This window comes from Streptomyces sp. ISL-36, assembly GCF_018614205.1.
Lineage (GTDB): Bacteria > Actinomycetota > Actinomycetes > Streptomycetales > Streptomycetaceae > Streptomyces.
The window spans coordinates 1-16,661 of record NZ_JAGGOS010000007.1 but is presented as its reverse complement, the minus strand read 5'-3'; the positions used below and the strand labels follow the sequence as shown (position 1 = coordinate 16,661).

11 protein-coding genes are annotated in these 16,661 nt (G+C 72.2%); 7 read left to right on the top strand and 4 right to left on the bottom strand.

Annotated elements, in window-relative coordinates; genetic code table 11:
- Window positions 1–10: 10 nt before the first annotated feature.
- Together J7E93_RS01070 and J7E93_RS01065 are read right to left on the bottom strand one after the other, a co-directional pair.
- Complete coding sequence (locus J7E93_RS01070) at window positions 11–1,153, bottom strand: sorbosone dehydrogenase family protein (protein WP_374105344.1); 1,143 nt, start codon at window positions 1,151–1,153, stop codon at window positions 11–13.
- A gap of 101 nt (window positions 1,154–1,254) precedes the next feature.
- Window positions 1,255–2,253: an aldo/keto reductase gene (locus J7E93_RS01065; protein WP_215065247.1), complete on the bottom strand. Its 999-nt coding sequence runs from the start codon at window positions 2,251–2,253 to the stop codon at window positions 1,255–1,257.
- Between the two features lie 76 nt (window positions 2,254–2,329).
- Between J7E93_RS01065 and J7E93_RS01060 the strand changes: the two genes are divergently transcribed.
- The 7 genes from J7E93_RS01060 (at window position 2,330) to J7E93_RS01030 (ending at window position 12,852) form a co-directional block, all read left to right on the top strand.
- Window positions 2,330–3,292, top strand: a complete 963-nt coding sequence (locus J7E93_RS01060) for a 2-hydroxyacid dehydrogenase (RefSeq protein WP_215065245.1) — start codon at window positions 2,330–2,332, stop codon at window positions 3,290–3,292.
- A 463-nt stretch (window positions 3,293–3,755) separates the two neighbouring features.
- A complete protein-coding gene (locus tag J7E93_RS01055; RefSeq protein WP_215065327.1) occupies window positions 3,756–6,608 on the top strand; it encodes an EAL domain-containing protein in 2,853 nt (950 codons plus the stop codon).
- A 210-nt stretch (window positions 6,609–6,818) separates the two neighbouring features.
- Entirely contained in the window at window positions 6,819–8,669 is a 1,851-nt protein-coding gene (locus J7E93_RS01050; protein WP_215065243.1) for an acetolactate synthase large subunit, read from the top strand.
- 32 nt (window positions 8,670–8,701) lie between these two features.
- The gene (gene ilvN, locus J7E93_RS01045; protein ID WP_215065241.1) at window positions 8,702–9,226 is read left to right on the top strand and encodes an acetolactate synthase small subunit; all 525 of its coding nucleotides are present in this window, start codon (window positions 8,702–8,704) and stop codon (window positions 9,224–9,226) included.
- 129 nt (window positions 9,227–9,355) lie between these two features.
- Window positions 9,356–10,357, top strand: coding sequence for a ketol-acid reductoisomerase (ilvC, locus tag J7E93_RS01040; protein ID WP_215065235.1), 1,002 nt, complete (start codon window positions 9,356–9,358; stop codon window positions 10,355–10,357).
- 236 nt (window positions 10,358–10,593) lie between these two features.
- Window positions 10,594–12,183 (top strand): phosphoglycerate dehydrogenase, encoded by a 1,590-nt coding sequence (gene serA, locus J7E93_RS01035; RefSeq protein WP_215065233.1) that lies wholly within the window; start codon window positions 10,594–10,596, stop codon window positions 12,181–12,183.
- A gap of 75 nt (window positions 12,184–12,258) precedes the next feature.
- A complete protein-coding gene (locus tag J7E93_RS01030) occupies window positions 12,259–12,852 on the top strand; it encodes a TetR/AcrR family transcriptional regulator (protein ID WP_215065231.1) in 594 nt (197 codons plus the stop codon).
- A 275-nt stretch (window positions 12,853–13,127) separates the two neighbouring features.
- On the opposite strand, the gene J7E93_RS01025 is transcribed toward J7E93_RS01030, so the two are convergent.
- The gene (locus J7E93_RS01025) at window positions 13,128–16,019 is read right to left on the bottom strand and encodes a BTAD domain-containing putative transcriptional regulator (RefSeq protein WP_215065229.1); all 2,892 of its coding nucleotides are present in this window, start codon (window positions 16,017–16,019) and stop codon (window positions 13,128–13,130) included.
- Between the two features lie 123 nt (window positions 16,020–16,142).
- Window positions 16,143–16,661, bottom strand: a 519-nt coding sequence (locus tag J7E93_RS01020; RefSeq protein ID WP_215065227.1) for a CdaR family transcriptional regulator, incomplete at its 5' end; no start/stop codon positions are given.

The window sequence follows — 16,661 nt, the reverse complement described above, 5'->3', positions numbered from 1 at the left end:
TCCGCCGCCCTTACCTCACCTCCAGCCGGAGGATCTTGTCGTCGCCCGCCTCCGGGGTGCCCCGGGTGTCGGTCTCGCTCGTGGTCAGCCAGAGCCGGCCGTCACCCGCCGCCAGGACCGTACGCAGGCGGCCGTGCTCCTCCACGAGGAACGCCTGGGGGTCCCCGGAGCGTTCCGCGCCCGAGAGGGGAACGCGCCACAGCCGCTCACCCCTGAGACCGGCCATCCAGATCGCGCCCTCGGCGTAGGCGATCCCGCTCGGCGAGGCCTCGGACGTTCTCCACTGGGCCACCGGGTCCACGAAGCCGGACACCCCCGCGCGGCCCTCCGCCTTCGGCCAGCCGTAGTTCCTGCCGGGCTCGATCAGATTCAGCTCGTCCCAGGTGTTCTGGCCGAACTCGGCCGCCCACAGCCGTCCGTCCGCGTCCCAGGCCAGTCCCTGCACATTGCGGTGACCGTAGGAATAGACCACCGAGCCCGGGAACGGATTGCCCGGCGCTGGCTTCCCCTCCGGTGTCATCCGCAGAATCTTCCCGCCCAGCGACTCCACGCTCTGCGCGAGACCCGTCTCGCCCCGCTCGCCCGTCCCCGCGTACAGCATCCCGTCCGGGCCGAACGCGATCCGCCCGCCGTTGTGCACGGTCCCCTTCGGGATGCCGGTGAGGACCGCCTCGGGCGGCCCCAGCCGGTCGCCGTCCCCGCCTCCGTACCGCATCCGGACGATGCGGTTGTCGGCCTCGGCGGTGAGGTACGCGTACAGCCGGCCGTCCCGCCAGGCGAGGCCCATGAGGCCGCCCTCACCCCGGGGAACCACCCCCGGCACCTCTCCGACGAGCGTCTTCCTCCCCGTCTCCGCGTCGACCCGGGTGATCGTCCGCTCGTCCCGCGAGGACACGAGCAGATCACCGCTGGGCAGCGCGGCCAGACCCCAGGGCGACCTCAGATCCCCGGTGAGCGTCCCGGCGACGCGCACCGCCGGGCCCGCGGGCGACGCCGCGGACGAGCCCGAGCCCGAGGGCGAGGTGACGGCCGGCGAGGACACGGCGGGCGAGGACGTCCCGGCCGGGGGTTCGGTCCCACCCCCCGACGAACACCCGGCCACGAGCACCAGCGCGGCAGCCCCCCACACGACTCTCCCCGCACGTCGGATCACGGCTCCGACCCCCTTCCCGAATCTCCGGCGGCATCCCTCTCACCTCTAGTACACCGCCCGATCCGATCAGGTTCCCGTCCACGGCCCGCGCCGCGCCGGGCTCAGTCCCACGACCCCCGCGGCGGCGGCAGCCGCGCGATCTCGGACAGATCCGCCGGTGTCAGCACCAGCTCCGCCGCCCGCGCGTTCTCCACCGCCCAGCGCTCCCGCTTCGCCCCCGGGATCGGCACCACGTGCGGTCCGCGTCGCAGCGCCCACGCCAGCGCCACCTGCGCCGGAGTGACCTCGTCGCCGTGCCGCGCCGCCACCCGCCGCAGCCCCGCCACCAGCGGCTGGTTGGCCGCCATCATCTCGGCGGTGAAGCGGGGGTGGCGGGCCCGCAGGTCGTCCGGCTCGAAGCCGCCGCCCGGCGTCAGCGTCCCCGTGAGGAACCCGTTCCCCAGCGGCATCGCGGCCAGGAACCCCACGCCCCGCGCCTCGCACCACGGCAGCAGCCGATCCAGCGCCTCCGGCGACCACACCGACAGCTCCGCCTCCACCGCGCTCACCGGGAAGACCTGCTGGACGCGTTCCAACTGGCGGATCGTTCCCTCATACAGATCGGCGCCGCCCCGCCGAGCCGCCCGGGCCCCCACCGCGCACAGCCCGAGCGCCCGCACCTTGCCCGCCGAGACCAGCTCGGCCATCGCGCCCCAGGTCTCCTCGACCGGCACCTCGGGGTCCGCCCGGTGCAGCTGGTAGAGGTCGATCACATCCGTCTGCAGGCGCCGCAGCGAGGCGTCGCAGGCCCGCCGCACGTAGCCGGGACGGCCGTTGGCCACCACATGCTGGTCACCCACCAGCAGGCCGCACTTCGTCGACACGAAGACGTCGGCCCTGCGCTCCTTGAGGACCCGCCCCAACAGCAGTTCGTTGGTGAACGGCCCGTACATGTCGGCGGTGTCGAGCAGGCTCACCCCGGCGTCCAGTGCCGCGTGCACGGTGCGCAGCGAGCGGTCGCCGCGCTGCTGGGAACCGCTGTAGGCCCAGTTCATCGGCATACAGCCCAGGCCGACCGCGCCCACGTCGAGCGCCGCCGCCCCGATAGTCCTGCGCTCCACCTTGCCGGTACCCCTCCCTGTGCCGTCCCCCAAAGTAACGAATGACGTCCCGGATTCTTCGCATAGCCTCCCGGTCATGACACTCGATGACACGACCGCTGACGTGTGGCTTCCGATTCCCGCGGACGAGATCGAAGGGCTTCCCGCGCCGGGCGCGTCGGGGCTGAACTACCGCCTCTGGGACGGCGGTCCCGACTTCCCCGCCGATCCGGCGCGTTGCGCCTTCTACGTGGTCCCGTACATGAAGGGATCGGAGATCGCCGTCCAGCCGCTCGCCGCGATGACGTCGCTGCGCGCCGTGCAGACGCTCTCGGCGGGGACCGACCATGTGACGCCCGGACTCGGCTGGTTGCCCCCGGGAGTCGAGCTGTGCAACGCCAAGGGCGTCCACGAGGCGAGCACCGCCGAGCTCACCCTCGCGCTGATCCTCGCCTCGCTGCGCGGTATCCCCGGCTTCGTCCGCGGCCAGGACGCCGAGGAGTGGCGCGCCGGTTTCTATCCGGCGCTCGCCGACAAGTCCGTACTGATCGTCGGGTACGGGTCGATCGGCGCCGCCATCGAGGACCGGCTCGCACCCTTCGAATGCGCGCGGGTGGTACGCGTCGCGCGCTCCGCACGCACCACGGAGCGCGGTCCGGTGCGGCCGCTGTCGGAGCTGCCCGCCCTGCTGCCGCAGGCGGACGTGGTCGTCCTGTCCACTCCGCTCACCCCCGAGACCCGGCACCTCGCCGACGCGGGGTTTCTCGCCCGGATGAAGGACGGCGCCCTTCTGGTGAACGTGGCCCGCGGCCCGGTGGTCGACACCGCCGCGCTGCTCAAGGAGGTCGAGAGCGGCCGGATCGGCGCCGCGCTCGATGTCACCGATCCCGAACCGCTGCCGCCCGGCCACCCGTTGTGGCACGCTCCCGGTGTCCTGGTGAGCCCTCATGTCGGCGGTTCCACTTCGGCGTTCATGCCGCGTGCCAAGCGGTTGATCGCGGCACAGCTGACCCGGTTCGCGGCGGGGGAGCGGCTGGCGAACGTGGTGCACACCACCTGAGCAGGCCGTGCGCGTCGTGCGCCCCTCTGTGCGCCCGCCGCGAGCTTCCGGCCCGTCACGGAGAGTACAGCAACCCTGTCCCTGAGTGACGGTCCTGGTGTATCGTCCCGAAGTGGGGGGCTGCGTCGAGTACAGGATGACGCCGGGGAGTGACGTGACGGATCATCAGAGTCCGAGGGGGGCGACGGGTGAAGTACGGCCGATGGACCGACGATCCGACGCGGCGGGACCGTCGTCGACGACCCTTGCACGCCCCGTTCCGGCACAGGGGGCGCCCGAGGACGACGGTGCGCGCGGGGACGTCCCGATGAGCGCCCCCGGGGCACTCGTCGGCCGCGACCCCGCGAGGGCCGACGGCGAAGGCGCCGAGCGTTCCAGGAGCGAGAAGAGCGACAAGTGCGTCAAGGGCACCACGAGCGAAAAGGGCGGCGGGGGTGCCACCGGAGGCGCGGCCGGCGCGGCGGTGTCCGGCGCCCCGGCGGCCGCCGGTCGCAGTGGTCGCAGTGGTCGCAGTGGTCGTGGTCCGGGCGGACCGCCCGGCCCGCGCCCCGCCGGCTCCGGAACCACCGCGAACCTCGCCCAGGTCGTCCTCGGGCTGGTCTGCGCGGCGTACGCGACGGGAGCCGCCCTGGGCTGGGGCTCCGAGCGACTGGCGCTCTTCATGGGGGACTTCGGCCTCAGCGCCGCCGCCCTCGCCGCCTGCGTCTCCTGCTCCCTCTACGCCTGTGTCCGGGAGAGCCGCTTCCGCCCCGCCTGGCTGCTCTTCGCCTTCTCCTCCGCCATGGCCGCCGCAGGGAACGCCGTCTGGGGGTGGTACGAGGTCGTGCTCCACCGGGAGGTGCCCAGCCCGTCCGTCGCCGACCTCTTCTTCCTGCTCTTCGCGCCGCCCGCCATCGTCGGCCTGCTGGTCCTCGCCAAGAAGCCCGTCACCCGGGCCGGCTGGGTCTGCCTCGCCCTCGACGCCTGGCTCATCGGCGGCTCGCTGCTGACCCTCTCATGGAGCCTCGCCCTCGCGCACACCGCGCAATTCCAGGGTGAGAGCGTCGCCCGGGCCGCGCTCTCGCTGGCCTACCCGCTGCTCGACATCGTCCTCGTCAGCATGGTCCTCGCCCTGCACTTCCGTCGCTCCCACGTGAACCGCTCCGCGATCAACACCGCCATCGCCGCCCTCGCCCTCACCGTCCTGTGCGACGCCCTGTTCACCTCCCCGCTGCTGCGCGAGAACTACACCTCGGGCCAGCTGCTCGACGCCGGGTGGTTCGCGGGCTCGCTGCTCCTCGCGTACGCCCCGTGGGGCGCGCGCCGCACCGTCGACGCAGCCGTCCCCGTACGCGGTCAGCGCCTCCACAGCCGCCCGGTGGCCGGCTCCCTGGCCGCGCTCACCCCGTATCTCGCCGCGGCGGTCTGCACGCTCGGCATCCTGTACAACGTCGTCGAGGGACGCAGAGTGGACCGCGTGGTCGTCTTCACCGGCTGTACGGTCGTGCTCGCCCTGGTCGTACGGCAGGGCATCATGCTCCTCGACAACATCGCCCTCACCCATGAACTGGCCCAGAAGGAGAACCACTTCAGGTCCCTGGTGCAGGGTTCCAGCGACGTCATCATGATCGCCGCACCCTCCGGCATACTCCGCTACGTGAGCCCCGCCGCCGCGGGGGTCTACGGGCGGGAGGCCGAGGAGCTGGTCGGCTCCGAGCTGGCCTCCCTCATCCACCCCGAGGACCTCGGCGGCGTGGTCCACGAAGTGCGCCGGTTCCTGGCCGCTTCTCCTTCGGAGGAGCCCACGACCCGGATCGAATGCCGCTTCCGCTCCGGTCGCGGGGACTGGCTCAACGTCGAGTCCACCGTCAACCGCCACCAGGGCGGCCTGATCTTCAACAGCCGTGACGTCACCGAACGGGTGCGCCTGCAGGCCCAGCTGCAGCACAACGCGGAGCACGACCCGCTCACCGACCTGCCCAACCGGGCGCTGTTCACCCAGCGCGTCCGCCAGGCCCTCGCCGGCCGCCGCTCCACGGACCCGGGCACCGCCGTGCTCTTCATCGACCTCGACGGCTTCAAGGGCGTCAACGACCGGCTCGGCCACCAGGCCGGCGACGAGCTGCTCGTCCAGGCCGCCCGCCGTCTCCAGGACTCCGTACGCGCCGGGGACACCGCGGCCCGCCTCGGCGGTGACGAGTTCGCCGCGCTCATCCTCGGCGACGGCGGCCGCGACCCCTCGGCCCGCGAGTGCCAGGTCCACGAGATCGCCGACCGGCTGCGCCTCACGCTCTCCCAGCCGTACCGCCTCGACGGCGGGAACGAGGTCCGGGTCGCCGCCTCCATCGGTGTCGCCTTCGCCGAGCCCGACATCAGCGCCGGGGACCTGCTGCGCAACGCCGACCTGGCCATGTACCGGGCCAAGGCCGCAGGCAAGGACCGCGTGGAGATGTACGCCCCTCAGATGCAGGCGGAGGTCGTCCGCAGGACCGAGCTGGCCACCCGGCTGCGCAGCGCGCTGCACGACGGAGAGTTCGCCCTGCTCCACCAGCCCGTGGTGGATCTCGCCACCGGCCGGATCACCGCCGTCGCCGCCCAGGCCCGCTGGCGCTCCGCCCAGGGCATCCTCTTCACCCCGGCCGAGTTCCTGCGCGTCGCCGAGGACAGCGAGCGCACCGCCGAGCTCGGCCGCTGGCTCCTGGAGCAGGCCGTGGAGCAGGCCGCCGAACGGGCCGGAATCGGCCATCGCACACCGATCTCCATCCGGCTCTCCGCCCGGCGGCTGCTCGACCGCTCCCTGCCGCTCGGTTCCGTCGAGGCCCTGTTGACCCGGCACGCCCTCCCCTCCGGATCCCTGATGATCGAGCTGGCCGACAGCGACCCGAGGATCTCCTTCGACGAACTCGAACAGCGTCTGGTGGCGCTGCGACGTCTCGGGGTACGGATCGCCCTCGACGGCTTCGGCAGCGGCTACGCGGCGATCAACGCGCTGCGTCGGCTCCCCGTCGACGTACTGAAACTGGACAGAGGGCTGGTCGAGGGCGTGGTGGAGTCCGCCCGGCTGCGCAAGATCACCAGCGGGCTGCTGCGGATCGCCTCCGACCTCGGGCTGCAGTCCGTCGCCGACGGCGTGGACGTCCCCGAGCAGGTCCTCGCCCTGCGCGCCATGGGGTGCACGCACGGCCAGGGCATGGCCTTCTCGGGCCCGCTCGACGAGTACCGGCTGCGCCGCGCGCTCGTCCGGAACGAGTACCCGCTCCCCGGGGCGGTGCCGGTCCCGGCCGGGAACCGTCCCCCGTTCCGCTCAAATACTGAGACGCCTGTCCCACCCACTTGACACTGACAGTGCGTCGGGGGGAGGGTCAGTGCCATGCGCACCCGAATTCTCGTACTTGGAAAGCGCGTCGGCTGAAGCAGGGCCATGACGGCCCGGCTTGAACGCTCCCGACGCGCTCCCCTCGCTTGCCTCCCGGCACGAGGGGTTTTTTGTTGCACCGGCTCCCCCCAAACCCTCGCAAAAACCCTCTGCTTCGAGAAGAGAATGCTGATGACCGAGCAGGCCACCGGGCACCATCCGCAGCCGCGGGCCCGTAGCGGCGGACAGACCGCCACCACCGTCGAGCACGTCACGGGTGCGCAGTCCCTCATCCGTTCTCTCGAGGAAGTGGGGGCCGACACCGTCTTCGGTATTCCGGGCGGCGCCATCCTCCCCGCGTACGACCCGATGATGGACTCCAAGCGGGTCCGCCACATCCTGGTCCGCCACGAGCAGGGCGCAGGTCACGCCGCCACGGGCTACGCGCAGGCCACCGGCAAGGTCGGCGTGTGCATGGCGACCTCCGGCCCCGGCGCCACCAACCTGGTCACGCCGATCGCCGACGCGCACATGGACTCCGTGCCGCTGGTCGCGATCACCGGCCAGGTCGCCTCCAAGGCCATCGGCACGGACGCCTTCCAGGAGGCGGACATCTGCGGCATCACGATGCCGATCACCAAGCACAACTTCCTGGTCACCAAGGCCGAGGACATCCCGCGGACGATCGCCGAGGCGTTCCACATCGCCTCCACCGGCCGGCCCGGCCCGGTCCTGGTCGACATCGCCAAGGACGCCCTCCAGGCGAAGACGGTCTTCAGCTGGCCGCCGCAGACCGACCTGCCCGGCTACCGCCCGGTGACCAAGCCGCACGCCAAGCAGATCCGCGAGGCCGCCAAGCTCATCACCGCCGCCAAGCGCCCTGTCCTGTACGTCGGCGGCGGCGTCCTCAAGGCCGGCGCCACCACCGAGCTGAAGGTCCTCGCCGAGCTCACCGGCGCCCCCGTCACCACCACCCTGATGGCGCTGGGCGCGTTCCCCGACAGCCACCCGCTGCACGTGGGAATGCCGGGCATGCACGGTGCGGTCACCGCCGTCACCGCGCTGCAGAAGGCCGACCTGATCGTCGCCCTCGGAGCCCGCTTCGACGACCGCGTCACCGGCAAGCTGGACAGCTTCGCCCCCTTCGCCAAGATCGTCCACGCCGACATCGACCCGGCCGAGATCGGCAAGAACCGCGCCGCCGACGTCCCGATCGTCGGTGACGCCCGCGAGGTCATCGCCGACCTGGTCCAGGCCGTCCAGGCGGAGTACAGCGAGGGGAACAAGGGCGACTACAGCGCCTGGTGGAGCGACCTCAACCGCTGGCGCGAGACCTACCCGCTCGGCTACGACCTGCCGGAGGACGGCAGCCTCTCGCCGCAGCAGGTCATCCAGCGCATCGGCCAGCTCGCCCCCGCCGACACCATCTACGCGGCCGGCGTCGGCCAGCACCAGATGTGGGCCGCCCACTTCATCGACTACGAGAAGCCGGCCACCTGGCTGAACTCCGGCGGCGCCGGAACGATGGGCTACGCGGTCCCGGCGGCCATGGGCGCCAAGGCCGGCATGCCGGACCGCCCGGTCTGGGCGATCGACGGCGACGGCTGCTTCCAGATGACCAACCAGGAGCTCGTGACCTGCGCGCTCAACAACATCCCGATCAAGGTCGCCATCATCAACAACGGTGCCCTCGGGATGGTCCGCCAGTGGCAGACCCTCTTCTACAACCAGCGCTACTCCAACACCGTGCTGCACTCCGGCCCGGAGGCCACCGGCCTGGAGCCCTCCAAGGGCACCCGCATCCCGGACTTCGTCAAGCTGTCCGAGGCCATGGGCTGCGTCGCGCTGCGCTGCGAGGACCCGGCCGACCTGGACCGGGTCATCGCCGAGGCCAACGCCATCAACGACCGCCCGGTCGTCGTCGACTTCATCGTCCACGAGGACGCCCAGGTCTGGCCGATGGTCGCCGCCGGCACCTCCAACGACGAGGTCATGGCCGCCCGGGGCGTCCGCCCCGACTTCGGCGACAACGAAGACGACTGAGACCGAGAGCCGTAGGAAGAGGAACGACGCACATGACTAGGCACACGCTCTCCGTCCTGGTGGAGAACACCCCCGGCATCCTCGCGCGGATCGCCGCACTGTTCTCCCGCCGCGGCTTCAACATCGACTCGCTCGCCGTCGGTGTCACCGAGCACCCCGACATCTCCCGCATCACCATCGTGGTCAATGTCGAGGACCTGCCCCTGGAGCAGGTGACCAAGCAGCTCAACAAGCTGGTCAACGTCCTGAAGATCGTCGAACTCGAGCCCAGCGCCGCGATCCAGCGCGAGCTCGTCCTGGTGAAGGTCCGCGCCGACAACGAGACCCGCTCCCAGATCGTCGAGATCGTCCAGCTGTTCCGCGCCAAGACCGTGGACGTCTCACCCGAGGCGGTCACCATCGAAGCCACCGGTTCGAGTGACAAGCTGGACGCGATGCTCAAGATGCTGGAGCAGTTCGGCATCAAGGAGCTCGTGCAGTCCGGCACGATCGCCATAGGGCGTGGTGCCCGGTCCATCACGGACCGGTCGCTGCGCGCCCTCGACCGCAGCGCCTGACCCCTCACGCGGCCGCCGGGCGGTCAACCGCCGTTCCGTCCGGTGGTCCGCCTGGCGAGACCCGAAAACTTTCCTTCCGCTCCCCGCCGTACGGTGGGACGCAACACCAGCACATCAAGGAGATTCCCAGTGGCCGAGCTGTTCTACGACGACGACGCCGACCTGTCCATCATCCAGGGCCGCAAGGTCGCGGTGATCGGTTACGGCAGCCAGGGCCACGCCCACGCGCTGTCGCTCCGTGACTCGGGTGTCGACGTCCGCGTCGGTCTGCACGAGGGCTCCAAGTCCAAGGCCAAGGCCGAGGAGCAGGGTCTGCGCGTGGTCACGCCCGCCGAGGCGGCCGCCGAGGCCTCCGTGATCATGATCCTCATCCCGGACCCGATCCAGGCCCAGGTCTACGAGGAGTCCATCAAGGACAACCTGGAGGACGGCGACGCGCTGTTCTTCGCCCACGGCTTCAACGTCCGCTTCGGCTTCATCAAGCCCCCGGCCAACGTGGACGTCGCCCTGGTCGCCCCGAAGGGCCCGGGCCACCTGGTCCGCCGCCAGTACGAGGAGGGCCGCGGCGTCCCCGCGATCGCCGCTGTCGAGCAGGACTCGACGGGCAACGCGTTCGCCCTGGCGCTCTCCTACGCCAAGGCCATCGGCGGCACCCGCGCCGGCGTCATCAAGACGACCTTCACCGAGGAGACCGAGACCGACCTGTTCGGTGAGCAGGCCGTCCTCTGCGGTGGCGCCTCTGCGCTGGTGAAGGCGGGCTTCGAGACCCTGGTCGAGGCCGGCTACCAGCCGGAGATCGCCTACTTCGAGTGCCTCCACGAGCTGAAGCTCATCGTCGACCTCATGTACGAGGGCGGCCTGGAGAAGATGCGCTGGTCGGTCTCCGAGACCGCCGAGTGGGGCGACTACATCACCGGCCCGCGCATCATCACCGACGCCACCAAGGCCGAGATGAAGAAGGTCCTCACCGAGATCCAGGACGGCACGTTCGCCAAGAACTGGATGGACGAGTACCACGGCGGCCTGAAGAAGTACAACGAGTACAAGACCCAGGACGAGAAGCACCTCCTGGAGACCACCGGCAAGGAGCTCCGCAAGCTCATGAGCTGGGTGAACGACGAGGAGGCGTAAGCCTTCGGGCGCGGGGCCGGACAGTCTGTCCGGCCCCGTCCCACATCGTTGGACACCCCGTCCAACCACGGACGGGTGATCCTTCCAACGAGGCGCAGGAAGTGCGCCCCTGCACCACTACACTTCTGAACAACATCGCGTCTGGCCCACAGCGTCGTGCGCTTTCACGCGGCAAGCCCCCTCCACCGCCTGCGGCCGTCGGGACGGCCGTCCGCACTGCCTTTGTGAGGACCCACGTGAGCTCGAAACCTGTCGTACTCATCGCTGAAGAGCTGTCGCCCGCCACCGTCGACGCGCTGGGCCCGGACTTCGAGATCCGGCACTGCAACGGCGCCGACCGCGCCGAGCTGCTCCCCGCCATCGCAGATGTGGACGCGATCCTGGTCCGCTCCGCGACCAAGGTCGACGCCGAGGCCATCGCCGCCGCGAACAAGCTCCGCGTCGTCGCCCGTGCCGGTGTCGGCCTCGACAACGTCGACGTCTCCGCCGCCACCAAGGCCGGCGTGATGGTCGTGAACGCCCCGACCTCCAACATCGTCACCGCCGCCGAGCTCGCCTGCGGTCTGCTGGTCGCCACCGCCCGCAACATCCCGCAGGCCAACACCGCCCTGAAGAACGGCGAGTGGAAGCGCTCGAAGTACACGGGTGTCGAGCTCAGCGAGAAGACCCTCGGCGTCGTCGGCCTCGGCCGCATCGGTGTCCTGGTCGCCCAGCGGATGTCCGCGTTCGGCATGAAGATCGTCGCGTACGACCCCTACGTGCAGCCGGCCCGCGCCGCCCAGATGGGGGTGAAGCTGCTCTCCCTGGACGAGCTCCTGGAGGTGGCCGACTTCATCACCGTCCACCTGCCGAAGACCCCGGAGACGATCGGTCTCATCGGCGACGAGGCGCTGCACAAGGTCAAGCCGAGCGTCCGCATCGTCAACGCCGCCCGTGGCGGGATCGTCGACGAGGCCGCGCTGTTCTCCGCCCTCAAGGAGGGCCGGGTCGCCGGCGCGGGCCTCGACGTGTACGCGAAGGAGCCCTGCACGGACTCCCCGCTCTTCGAGCTCGACCAGGTCGTCTGCACCCCGCACCTCGGCGCGTCCACGGACGAGGCCCAGGAGAAGGCCGGTATCGCGGTCGCCCGCTCGGTGCGCCTCGCGCTCGCCGGCGAGCTGGTCCCGGACGCGGTCAACGTCCAGGGCGGTGTCATCGCCGAGGACGTCAAGCCCGGTCTGCCGCTCGCCGAGAAGCTCGGCCGGATCTTCACCGCGCTGGCGGGCGAGGTCGCGGCGCGGCTCGACGTCGAGGTGTACGGCGAGATCACCCAGCACGACGTCAAGGTGCTCGAACTCTCCGCGCTCAAGGGCGTGTTCGAGGACGTGGTCGACGAGACCGTGTCGTACGTCAACGCCCCGCTGTTCGCGCAGGAGCGCGGTGTCGAGGTCCGTCTGACGACGAGCTCGGAGTCGCCCGACCACCGCAACGTGGTCACCGTGCGCGGCACGCTCGCGAACGGCGAGGAGGTCGCGGTCTCCGGCACGCTGGCCGGCCCCAAGCACCTTCAGAAGATCGTCGCGGTCGGCGACTACGACGTCGACGTCGCGCTCGCCGACCACATGGTCGTCCTGCGCTACGAGGACCGCCCGGGTGTCGTCGGCACGGTCGGCCGGATCCTCGGCGAGGCCGGTCTGAACATCGCCGGCATGCAGGTGGCCCGCGCCGAGGAGGGCGGCGAGGCGCTCGTCGTGCTCACCGTGGACGACACGGTCCCGGCCGCGGTGCTCGCGGAGATCTCCGAGGAGATCGGCGCGGCCTCGGCCCGCTCGGTCAACCTGGTCTGACGCCTTTCAGCTCCCGTACCCGGGTGATAGACGATCGTCTTACACGGTTGTCTATCACCCGGGTACAGTGCTGTCATGGGACATCGTGAAGATCTGCTCGAAGGCGCCAAGCGCTGCCTCCTGGAGAAGGGGTACGCCCGCACCACGGCCCGCGACATCGTCGCCGCCTCGGGCACCAACCTCGCCTCCATCGGCTACCACTACGGCTCCAAGGAGGCCCTGCTCCAGCAGGCGTTCCTCGCGGTGACGGAGGAGTGGGGCGACCAGGTCGGACCGGCGGGCAGCGGCGAGGACCGGAAGGCGCTGCCGGCCGACCCGTACGAGCGCTTCCACGCCGTCTGGGAGCAGGTCATCGCGGCGGCCGACGCCAGCCGGCCGGTCTGGAAGCTCCAGACCGAGGTCGTCACCCGTCTCGACGACGACGAGAAGCTCCGTGAGGCGATCAAGGAGCCGCAGCGGGAGGGCCGTCTGGGGATGGCCGAGGTGTTCCTCGGTCTCGACTCGGAGGCCGACCCGGAGAAGGCCCGGGTGGCGGGGCTGCTCTGTCAGGCGCTGGCGACGGGCGTGATGATCCAGTGGATGGTGGACCCCGAGACGGCCCCGACGGCGGACGACCTGACGGAGGGGCTCAAGGTCCTGATGGGGGAGCGGGACCGAGGGAACGGGTGAACGGGGGGCGACGCGGGGCAAGCGCCTGAGGCGGGCTCCGGCCTCACGGGCGCGCTGACGCACGAAGCTCACGCGCGGGGGCTCGGACGCGGGCCTCAGGCCCGGGCTCACCCGCGAGGCTCAGGTGCGGCGGCTCAAGCGCACGCTCGCGCGAGGCTCACGCGCGGGGGCTCGGACGCGGGCCTCAGGCCCGGGCTCACCCGCGAGGCTCAGGAGCGGGGGCTCAGGCGCGCGCTCACCCGAGAGGATCAGGTGCCGGGGGCTCAGGCGCCCGCTCAGGTGCGGGCCATCAGCCGGACCATCGCCGTGTCGTACCGTGCCCGCAGCCCCACGTCCGCCGACACTCGCAGCAACGCGCCGAGCGCCCGTACCGTCCCCTCGTCGTAGCCGAACGACTCCGCCTCACGCGCCGCGCCCTCCAGGCGCCGGATGCCCTCGGCCTCGTCGCCCAGCCCCAGCAGCGCCTCCCCGGCCGCGGTGAGCAGCAGCACCCGTGAAGCCGCCGACGCGTCCCAGGGGCTGTCCAGGGCGAGAGCGGCGAGCGAGGTGTCGAGGGCCCGCTGCCACTGCCTGGTGTCCAGGTGATGACGGGCGAGGTGGTGCAGGGCCAGGCGCTCGGTGTGCCGGTCGCCGGCGCCGCGCGCCAGTTCGGCCGCCCGTACGCATCCCTCGGCCGCCTCCTCCGGGCTGCCGAGAGCCGCCTGGGCGAGCGACAGATTGACCAGAGCCGTCGCCTCGCCGCGCGGATCGCCCGCCAGGGCGGCCAGCGCCGGGGCCGCCTCCAGGTGGATCAGCGCCTCCTCGGTACGGCCCTCCTCGGTCAGGACCCAGCCGAGAAGGGCCAGGACCCGCGACTCGGCGCGCGCGTCGCCATCGGCGCGGGCCGCTTCCAGCGCCATCTCCAGCAGAGGCGTCCAGCCGTCCCTGACCCGCCACACCATCTGCGGCCACATGGCCAGAACGATCCGCCAGGTCCTGCTGTGCAGTCCGGCCGCGTGCGCCGCGGCCGCCGCCAGGGCCAGGTCGTCCCGCTCCGCCGTGTACCACCCCATCGCCTGCTCCGGGTTCGTGAACTCCCGCAGGGCCGACGGCCGAAGGAAGTCCTCGGGGAGCGAGAAGCACGACTCGGCGCCCGGCTCGGCGGCGTCGGCCGCGGCCAGCGCGGTGGCCATCGTGTGGTCCAGGACGCGGAGCACCGCGTCGGGCCCTGCGTCCAGGTCACGCGCGTACAGCCGTACGAGATCGTGCAGCGTCCAGCGTCCCGGCGCGGTCCTGGTGACGAGATGGGCCGAGGTCAGCACGTCCAGCGCGGCCTCGGCGGTGGCCGGATCCGTGCCGGCCAGCGCCGCCGCGGTGTACCGGTCGACGTGCGTCCCCGGGTGGCGGCCCAGATGGGCGAAGTGATGAGCGATCTCCTCGGGCAGCCCGCGCACGGTGAGCCTCAGCGCCGCCCGTACGCCGGTGTCCTCCACGGCCAGCAGGCTCAGACGCCGGGACTCGTCGGACAGTTCGGCGCTCATCGCGTTCACCGACCACTCCGGCTGGTCCGCCAGTCGGGCGGCGGCCACCCGCAGCGCGAGCGGGAGCCCGCCGCAGAGCTCGGCGAGGCGCCGGGCGGCCACGGCCTCGGCGAGCACCCGCTCCTTGCCCAGCACCGCGGCCAGCAGCGCCGTGCCGTCCTCCGGTTCGAGGACGTCCACCGGAACGGGACGGGCCGCGTCGGAGGCGATCAAGCCCCGCAGCCGGTACCGGCTGGTGACCACGGTGACGCACCGGGTACCCCCCGGCAGCAGCTCCCTGACCTGCTCCGAGCCGCGTGCGTTGTCCAGGACGACGAGGAGCTGACGGTCGGCGGCGAGCGACCGGAACAGCGCCGACGCGCCGCTCGTCGACTCCGGGATCCGGCGCGGCGCGACCCCCAGCGCCAGCAGGAACTCGCGCAGCACTTCGAGGTGGGTCGGCTCGCCCGTGTCGCTGAAGCCGCGCAGGTCGGCGTAGAGCAGGCCGCCGGGGAACAGGGCGCGGTTGCGGTGCGCCCAGTGGACGACGAGGGCCGTCTTTCCCACCCCCGCCGGTCCGGTGACCAGGCAGACGGGCGCCTCGCCGGCGGCGGCCCGGGACAGTGCGGTGAGCTCGCCGGCGCGCCCGTGGAAGCCGCGCGGCATGCGCGGCAGCAGATCGACCGCCTCCGGAGGCAGGGTGGTGGGCTGCCCGTGCGCGAGGAGCGGGGACGGCCCGTGCGCGGTGAGCGGGGTCGGCCCGTGCGGGGCCGGAGGTGTCCCGTGCGCGGCCTGCGGTGTCCCGTCAGCGGCCTGCGGTGTCCCGTGCGTGCCCGGCGCGGCTGGCTGCCCGTGCGTGTCCGGCGGGACGCGCCGGCCCTGCGTGGCCGGCGTCGAGGCCCGGCCCGTCGGGTCCGCCGCGTCGTGCTCCTCCCCGCGCAGTGCCACCGCGTAGGCGTCCGCCAGCTCCCGCCCTGGGTCGACGCCCAGTTCGTCGGCGAGAAGCCGGCGGGTGCGGTGGAACCAGTCGAGCGCCTCCGAGCGGCGCCCGGCACGCTGCAGCGCCCGCATGAGCGCGGCGGACAGCGATTCGCGCAGGGGATGGGCTTCCGCCTCCGCGCGCAGCACGGCCGCGGCCCGGGCGTGCTCGCCCAGCCGCGTATAGGCCGTCGCGAGCAATTCGACGGTGGCGAGCCGGAGTTCCTCCAGCGCGTGGGCGGCGGCCTGCAGGGGCTGACTCGGATACGCGCCGGTCAGCGCGGGCCCCTGCCAGAGCGAGAGCGCCTCCCGGTACATCGCCACGGCGTCGGCGGGTGCGGCCTGGTCGCGGGCGAGGGTGACCAGCTCTTCGAAGCGGTGGGCGTCCAGCAGCGTCTCGGGCATCCGCAGGACGTACGCCGTGCCCTGGGTGACCAGCTCGACGCCGAACGATTCGGCGTCCGCGTCGGCGAGCAGGCTGCGCAGGCGCGAGACATGGCCCTGGACGACGCTGCGGGCGCGCGGCGGCGGCTCCTCGTCCCACAGGGCGTCCGTCAACTGGTCGACCGGCACCGGGCGGTTGGGCCTCAGCAGCAGAGCGGCGAGGAGGCTGCGCCGCTTGGCGGGGCCCAGGGGCAGTTCACCGGCCCCGGTGGCGACGGAAACCGCTCCGAGCAGCCGGAACTCCACTGGGCAACTCCTCCTGGGGGAAAGCCCCAGGTTACCGGAGGGTTTTGTGGCGACGGGCCCGCTCCGGCGCGGATCCGGCCAAGCGGTGAGGGTCGTCGGTGGCGGTTCCGGCCGCCGCCGCTCCTACAGTTTCGCCGCCTTGAGCGCCATGTGGAGGAGCAGGCGGTCCTCGCCCGCGTCCAGGTCGAGTCCCGTCAGCTGTTCGACGCGTGAGAGGCGGTAGTAGAGCGTCTGCCGGTGGATGCCGAGGGCCGCCGCCGTGCGCCCTGCCTGCCCCGCGTGGTCCAGGAACACCTCGGCGGTACGGGCCAGCTCGCCGTGGGAAGGGGCGAGCAGGGCGCGGACGGCGGGGTCGGGTTCGGCCGTCGGAAGGCCGGTGAGCAGCCGGTACGGTCCGATGGCGGCCCACCGGGCGAGCGGGCCGAGCGCGGGCTGGGCGATCGCTGCTCGCGCCGACGCGGCGGCCTCGTGCCAGGCGGCGTCGAGGGCGGGGAGTCCGCGCCGCGGTTCGGCGATGCCCGCGACGGCGTCGGGTCCCGCGGTGTCCCGCAGCCGGTTGGCCGCCGCGGTCGCCGGGGCGAGGTTGTCGGCCGACCGCAGCCGGACCAGCGCCGCCAGCGCCCGGGGCGCGGTGAATCCGGT